This is a genomic window from Blautia sp. HCP3S3_D9, assembly GCF_052063845.1.
Taxonomy (GTDB): domain Bacteria; phylum Bacillota; class Clostridia; order Lachnospirales; family Lachnospiraceae; genus Blautia_A.
In genome coordinates, this window is the sequence record NZ_JBQHWS010000164.1 from 1 (window position 1) to 6380 (window position 6380).

General features: G+C 36.4%; 7 protein-coding genes. 1 reads left to right on the top strand and 6 read right to left on the bottom strand.

The genetic code is table 11. The features are described 5' to 3' along the window. Window positions 1-314: 314 nt before the first annotated feature. Genes ACTNES_RS18675 through ACTNES_RS18695 form a run of 5 tightly spaced genes read right to left on the bottom strand, consistent with a single transcriptional unit; the run spans window position 315 to window position 4630 of the window. Window positions 315-689, bottom strand: a complete 375-nt coding sequence (locus ACTNES_RS18675; protein WP_441040359.1) for a hypothetical protein — start codon at window positions 687-689, stop codon at window positions 315-317. 38 nt (window positions 690-727) lie between these two features. Beyond that, complete coding sequence (locus ACTNES_RS18680) at window positions 728-1450, bottom strand: hypothetical protein (protein ID WP_118315255.1); 723 nt, start codon at window positions 1448-1450, stop codon at window positions 728-730. Then, window positions 1447-3348, bottom strand: coding sequence for a recombinase family protein (locus tag ACTNES_RS18685; RefSeq protein ID WP_441040360.1), 1902 nt, complete (start codon window positions 3346-3348; stop codon window positions 1447-1449). The genes ACTNES_RS18680 and ACTNES_RS18685 overlap by 4 nt, the downstream gene beginning before the upstream one ends. Beyond that, window positions 3317-4321, bottom strand: a complete 1005-nt coding sequence (locus tag ACTNES_RS18690) for an AAA family ATPase (RefSeq protein WP_441040361.1) — start codon at window positions 4319-4321, stop codon at window positions 3317-3319. Before ACTNES_RS18690 ends, ACTNES_RS18685 begins: the two co-directional genes overlap by 32 nt. After that, window positions 4322-4630, bottom strand: coding sequence for a helix-turn-helix domain-containing protein (locus tag ACTNES_RS18695; protein ID WP_167338123.1), 309 nt, complete (start codon window positions 4628-4630; stop codon window positions 4322-4324). It lies immediately after the preceding gene. Between the two features lie 313 nt (window positions 4631-4943). Between ACTNES_RS18695 and ACTNES_RS18700 the strand changes: the two genes are divergently transcribed. Further along, a complete protein-coding gene (locus ACTNES_RS18700; protein ID WP_180214205.1) occupies window positions 4944-5126 on the top strand; it encodes a helix-turn-helix domain-containing protein in 183 nt (60 codons plus the stop codon). A 118-nt stretch (window positions 5127-5244) separates the two neighbouring features. Here the strand turns inward: ACTNES_RS18700 and ACTNES_RS18705 are convergent, their stop codons facing one another. Further along, window positions 5245-6321 carry a nucleotide-binding domain-containing protein gene (locus tag ACTNES_RS18705; protein ID WP_441040362.1) on the bottom strand — a complete coding sequence of 359 codons (1077 nt, stop codon included), beginning with the start codon at window positions 6319-6321 and terminating at the stop codon, window positions 5245-5247. Between the last annotated feature and the right edge of the window lie 59 nt (window positions 6322-6380).

Genomic DNA, 6380 nt, shown 5'->3' on the forward strand with positions numbered 1-6380 from the left:
GGGTCAAACTGAGCATCCAAAGAGCCATCCAATATCTATGAACCGCTATAATGTGACCCTGCTGCAGCAATGAAAAATCGAATTATCATAAAACGTTTAAGCCACACATGCCGCATAAATACTGGAGTTTTCTCTGGTTGTCCCTATTATATCCCACTCTCCTACCAATGACATGTCTCCTCCTTATGTCAACTCAGGAACAACTTTTTTTCAAAAATATCTCATAAAGCACAGTATTATCAACTTACCCTCAAAATAAGCACAAAAAAAGAACCCCTGATTTCTCAGAAGTCCCAAACTCTTCGATTCTATCTCTACTCTATTTCTCCAAATTGCACTATCCTAGCCTGATTCAAATTAAATTCCACCAGATTATATTCTGGATAATGCGTTCCTGCTATTCGATACGTGTCATTTTCATTCCACTCACAAACTTTCCAGATGATCCTCAGCATTTGAATACTGCAAATTTTAAAATCCCAGTCTTTAGGATTATATTTAGGCACACGAAAACACTCCGCTTCTTTTCGGCTGACAGACTGAACTGCTAAAGTTCTTTTCTCCGGGTTAAATAAGAAGCGAATATACCTCGGATCACCCAATTCTTTTATCGTTGATCGAAATATTCGTATTATTCCTTTTTTTTGGCACAGAGATACCCCTGTGATATTTACTGTGGTTTTCGGCATCTGCACTCCTCCCTTCCAAATGAGCGCACTTTCTCCTATCACCTTGTTGCTGAAAATTCTATATAGCCGTCTGTTAAATTAGTTTCCAGTGCCTTTTTATGTTCTTCTACTGATAAGCCAAAAGAATCCTTCCAATCTTTAGGATAAAATGGTATTCTGTTCAACTTTCTCGCCACTTTTGCTGCTATCTCTTCCTGATTCTGCTCCGGTGTCTGATCTGTTTCTGCAGTAACTAATTCTTCCTTTTTCTCCAACGAATCCGGATTTGCTTTTTTCTTTCTTTTTGTATCCATGAATATCTCTGTTTCCAGCAGATCAAAAATATACATAGTTTCATCTTCATGTGTTATTTTATGCCCCAAAATCTTATATCGGCAGTCTGTATTCCACCCCATCATGTCATACATCATTGCTGAAAATAATTTATTTGACATTTTTCTACTTTTTCTCTTATCAGGTTTTTCAATACACCATCTCAAAGCATCTTTGTCGTTTTCTTCGCATTTCCGCACTACCATTCGCTTATTATCCTGGTTAACAAGAATCTGTATATAAACTGCATCCTCTAAACCGGCAATGCAGGCAGTATTAAATGTCACACTATCTCTTCGGATTACAACGGCTGGCTCCCGCAAATGTGCAAAAAGTTCCCTTCTTACAACCTGGTAACCATCATAACTAAAATCTTGTGCCAGTTCCAGTGCTTTCTGATCTATATTTTCTGTGTTCTCAATAGTCTGATTTATCATCATTTCACTCATACTGCACACCTCATCTTTTCTATCATGTTCTGCGCTTCTTCATTCAGCTTATCCAATAAATTTTCTGATATAGGTTCCAAACCTTCTACTATTTTAGCTGGACGCAGCACATCCCAATTTCCATAATACTTAACTCTATGTAAAAGAAGAACATCTTCTGAACTATCGCCAAAATGATTCTGCCACTGCTTCGGGAAAAGTGTTCTGACAATCTTCTTTGTTTTATTTTTAGATGTATCTACGGTATTCTCTTCCGTTTCAGTCGTATCTGTATCAGGTAAATCCTCTTGAATTATCTCATGTTTAATCACTTCTGGTTCTTCCAGGTCAAACAATAAGATCTGTTCGTTATCTTCCTTTGAATATTGACCTCTAAAACGATATTTACACTCATTATTCCAGTCCATTAATTCAAATAGTGGTTCTGAGAATCCCCGGCAGCTTTTAGGCAGGACTGCCCATTTACCATTTCGTATCGTTCCCCATTTTACGGCATTGATGTTATCTTTATCGCAGGGTCTTACAGCGATACATCTTTCTATTGAATTAAAAAGAATTTCTACATATTCCACATCTTCAAATTTCTTCAAACAGGCAGTGTTAAAGGTAATACGTCCTTCTGAAATTGTCATGGCTGGATTCAACCTTGTAGAAAAGAACTGTGCCCGAACAATCTCGTATCCAGATAAATCAAATCCTCCGTCTTTCTTTTCTTCTTTTGATTCTTCAATATCTTGTATACTATTCTGATCAGAATACACGCTCTGACTTGCTTTTTTATAATCTTCTACTGTAAATCCTGTCCAAGACCGATTAACCGACACAAAACCTTTTAACGCTCCACCATCTACTACCTTGAGATTAGGAAATGGAAAGCCTTTTTTCGCATACTTTGTTACTGTCAACATCTTCTGTGCCGCATTATAAATATCCCTGTCAACAATAGCCTCATGGTGATCTGTTTGTCGGTACTGGTTCCGATCATGACGATTCTTTTTTGATTTATGATCAAGATAATTAGGCGTAAATGTCTTTCTGGAAAGTACATCTCCACAATATCTCTCATTTCTCAATAAACTTCCCACAGTACCACTTGACCATTTGGTATTTCCAAGTTTCGTTTTCCGTTTTAATTGCATCAGTATTTCTGCAATTTCCGCAGTTGGAAAACCGTTAAGAAACAAATAATAGCATAAACGCACTGTTTCTGCCTCTTCTTTATTAATTACCAGATTACCATCCTCATCCACATCATATCCCAATAATTTTGGTGTAAGAAATATGCCCCTGGAAAAACGTTGTTCTATGGAAATATTCATAATCTCACTTTTCGTATGAGACTCTTCCTGTGCAGCTGCGGATAATACTGCCAGCATCATTTCACTGGTATTATCCAATGTGTAAATATGTTCTGTTTCAAAAAACACACCCACTTTTGGTCGCATATTTCCAAGTTCACGAACCTTTGCAATACAATCCACTATATTTCTGGCAAATCTGGAGACACTTTTGGTAACAATCAGATCTATTTTTCCAGCTTTACAATCTTCTATCATCCGATTGAACTCGTCTCTATGCTGTAAAGATGTACCGGATATTCCTTCATCAGCATAAATTCCTACCAGCTCCCATCCTTGATGTTCTTTAATCATATCTTCATAATGATTCTTCTGCAGCTCATAAGAAGAAGTCTGATTAACATCATCAGTAGAAACACGGCAATAGGCACAAACCCTTTTCTCTGCTGTATCCTCAAACAACTTTTCTCTTGGTTTTGCCGGAATGAATTCCAATTCATTTCGGTCAACACCCTTATATCTTTCACGAATCTTATTCTTTTGTTCTTCCTGTTTCTTTATTTCTTTTTCATATCCGCTCACCTGATGCATCACTCCCATTTAACTTCCAATACCATTTATCTCCCAATTTATAGGATATAATCCCCATATCTTTTTTTGCCTGCTCCACAGTACGTTTACCAATACCATTTGCACGCATTTTATCAAATATATCTGCACATGCCATATCTGTTCCACTTAGCAGTAATTGCAGATAATCCTTTGCTTTGTCCAGTTTACTATCTGTTTTTGATTTATGAGACAAAAGATCTTCTACTTCATATTCCTCCTGCCCTATCCAGCGAAATCCTGAATTCGGATGTAGTTCAAATACATATGCCTTTCCTTCTGGTGCCAGATTATTTTTTATCTGAAGCATTACACGATAATGCGGAATATTTCTATCCCTTCCTACTAATAAAATACTCCTTGCTACTGCAGCTATATCTATACTTCCAAGTCCTCGATATATACCTTTTGTCCGATTGCTTTTATTCATATGTCCAATCAGCACAACTGCACATCCAGTCCGCTCTGCAACTTTTGCAAGATTTGTAAGAACAGAACGCACCGAATTTGTACGTTGCATTTCACTATCCATTCTCAAGTAGGCTTGAAGTGGATCAATAACCAATAATTTCGCCTGTGTACCTTCAATCGCTTGTGCCAATCTTGTGTCATTTAGTAATATTGGTTCTTCATCCGGCTGTTCCAAAAATGCAATTCTACTACAATCTGCACCTGCCGCTTCCAATCGTGGCTTGATTGTATCTTCAATCCCATCTTCTGCCGCCTGATAAATTACGTTTCCCGGTATTTTATCTCCGCTTCCATCTGGCATAGCTTTTCCAGTTGTAATAAGTGCCGCAACCTGCATCATCATGGTCGATTTACCTTCTCCTGGATCTCCTTGCAATATCGTTATCTTTCCATAGGGAATATACGGATACCATAACCAATCAACTTCTTTTGATGACACTGCATTATAATATGTAATTCTATAATCATTTTGTTCCTTTTCATTTTGAGCCATCTATAACCCTTCCAGCTTTTTATTTTTCTCCGTCATATCTGCAACCAGTTCTGTAATTGTTTGTATTTCTTTTGGTGTAAGACCAGATACGTCAACCGTTCTTTTACTTTCACACCCCAGCAGATAGTCGGTACTCACTCTATAAATTGTAGCTAATCTGACCAAAATTTCATAAGAAGGCTGTCTGACATCATTTTCATAGGAACACATTGTATTTTTATTTACTCCAACCAAGCTTGCTACCTGATCTTGCCGCAAGCGATTGTTTTGTCTTAATTGCTTTAATCTATTTCCTAATGATTCCATCATGTGCATCTTACCTTTCTATGCACTATGAAAATTTTTGATTTTACAGTATTTTAGTATATTCTATCAATTTATAGTTCTCGTTTGGGGAACTGCGGTTCCTCTTTCGAGAACCAGACGAATTTCCACTTAACAATGCTTTATAATATTTTTAATCCATAAATACTGCTTTCTTTTTTTATGTTTCCAATTATATATTATCTAGTGAATTTATTCACTATATTTTTGCATTTTCCCCTACTTATAATTAAACAATCAGGAAATAAATTAGAAGGGCGGGAACAATGTGATTGATTATAGTCCGTTATGGATTACAATGGAAAAACGAAATATATCTCAATATTATCTCGTCAACAATGGCATCGACTACCGAACTATGCAGCAACTCCGGAATAACCAGAATATTACCGCATCTACTATCGAAAAACTTTGCCGGATCTTATCTTGTACCCCCAATGACATTTTAACTTTTACAGATGATGATACACATGACAAATAACTGTCGGAACCGATGAATCCGGCAGTTTTATTTTGCAGCATTGCGGTCTTGCGGTGTTGCGGTCTTCAAAATACATAAATAAACCGCAAGGTATCGCTCTACCCTGCGGTTTTCCTAATCAAATACTTTTTTCTCCAATATGAATATCTATACGTTTCATCGCAACACATTCACCATTTTTTATTATATAGCACTCCACAAAATGTGGTCCTCCAAACATTGTATCTTCTGTCTTATAATCCCACCATTTTCTCTCAATTTGACCACGAATATCATTTTTCCTTTCTGCTATCTCACCAACATTACGGACTTTCCACCATATCGCATCTGGATTAGGTACATCCGTAACGGCTTCAAAATGTAACTTCATACCATGAGGAAGCAATTTATAAAACTGCGGATATGCTTGTAAAAATTTACTTAAAAATTGTTTTCTTATTCCATTTGCTTCTACTTGACATTTAATATCCACATTATAGCAGTCGTTAATTGGTACCAAATCTTCAATATATTCTTCTGTATCAGTGAATACAGACTTTTGAATTGATGAACATTCACATAACGATACAGTCAACTCAGTCCAAAAAGTGTGGTTAAAAAACGTTTCCCACGCTGTCACTGCCTCTTTATATGTGCAATCATCCTTTTCTAAAATGCTGAGTTTTTCAAGTTTATCACTTAACCTGGATAACCAATTATTCATTTTATCGTAATGATTTTGTGCTGAAAGCAATGATATTTCTGAATCTGTCGGATTATATACTTCTGTTGATTCTTCTAACCGATCTCTGATATTAATCATTGTATAATAAAATATTTCATCTAATCTATCATATTCAGTAGCAAAAACTTCATTACACAAAACAGATTGAATCAACCCTCCTGGCATATTAACCCAGCCACTTCGAGATTTACAAAACATCTTCGATAATCTCACGACTTGCCTTAGCTCTGTCCCTTTTTCTTTTACCTCATCTTGAAACCACTTAGTGATTGCTGCTGGATCACGAGCTGTCCAGTTACTTCCACCAGAATGTTCATATGAATATTCTGATGTATCATCATCCTTAAATCTTCGATAAACTGCAAAATCAACATGATAACCATCTGCATACTGGACTCTAACACAATTAGTTTTACATTCTGGCGTTACTTTAAACTGACCGCACTTTTTTTCCAATGCGTTACATACCAAACGTATAGTGGTTCAGTTGTCAAGACAAAAATCTAAGCATTTTATAATGAACTGATATA

Excerpts from the sequence above, each read along its gene's own strand:
- ACTNES_RS18690 (WP_441040361.1), bottom strand. The coding sequence starts at position 4,321 with ATGGCTCAAAATGAAAAGGAACAAAATGATTATAGAATTACATATTAT.
- ACTNES_RS18680 (WP_118315255.1), bottom strand. The coding sequence starts at position 1,450 with ATGAGTGAAATGATGATAAATCAGACTATTGAGAACACAGAAAATATA.
- ACTNES_RS18685 (WP_441040360.1), bottom strand. The coding sequence starts at position 3,348 with ATGGGAGTGATGCATCAGGTGAGCGGATATGAAAAAGAAATAAAGAAA.
- ACTNES_RS18675 (WP_441040359.1), bottom strand. The coding sequence starts at position 689 with ATGCCGAAAACCACAGTAAATATCACAGGGGTATCTCTGTGCCAAAAA.
- ACTNES_RS18700 (WP_180214205.1), top strand. The coding sequence starts at position 4,944 with ATGGAAAAACGAAATATATCTCAATATTATCTCGTCAACAATGGCATC.
- ACTNES_RS18695 (WP_167338123.1), bottom strand. The coding sequence starts at position 4,630 with ATGATGGAATCATTAGGAAATAGATTAAAGCAATTAAGACAAAACAAT.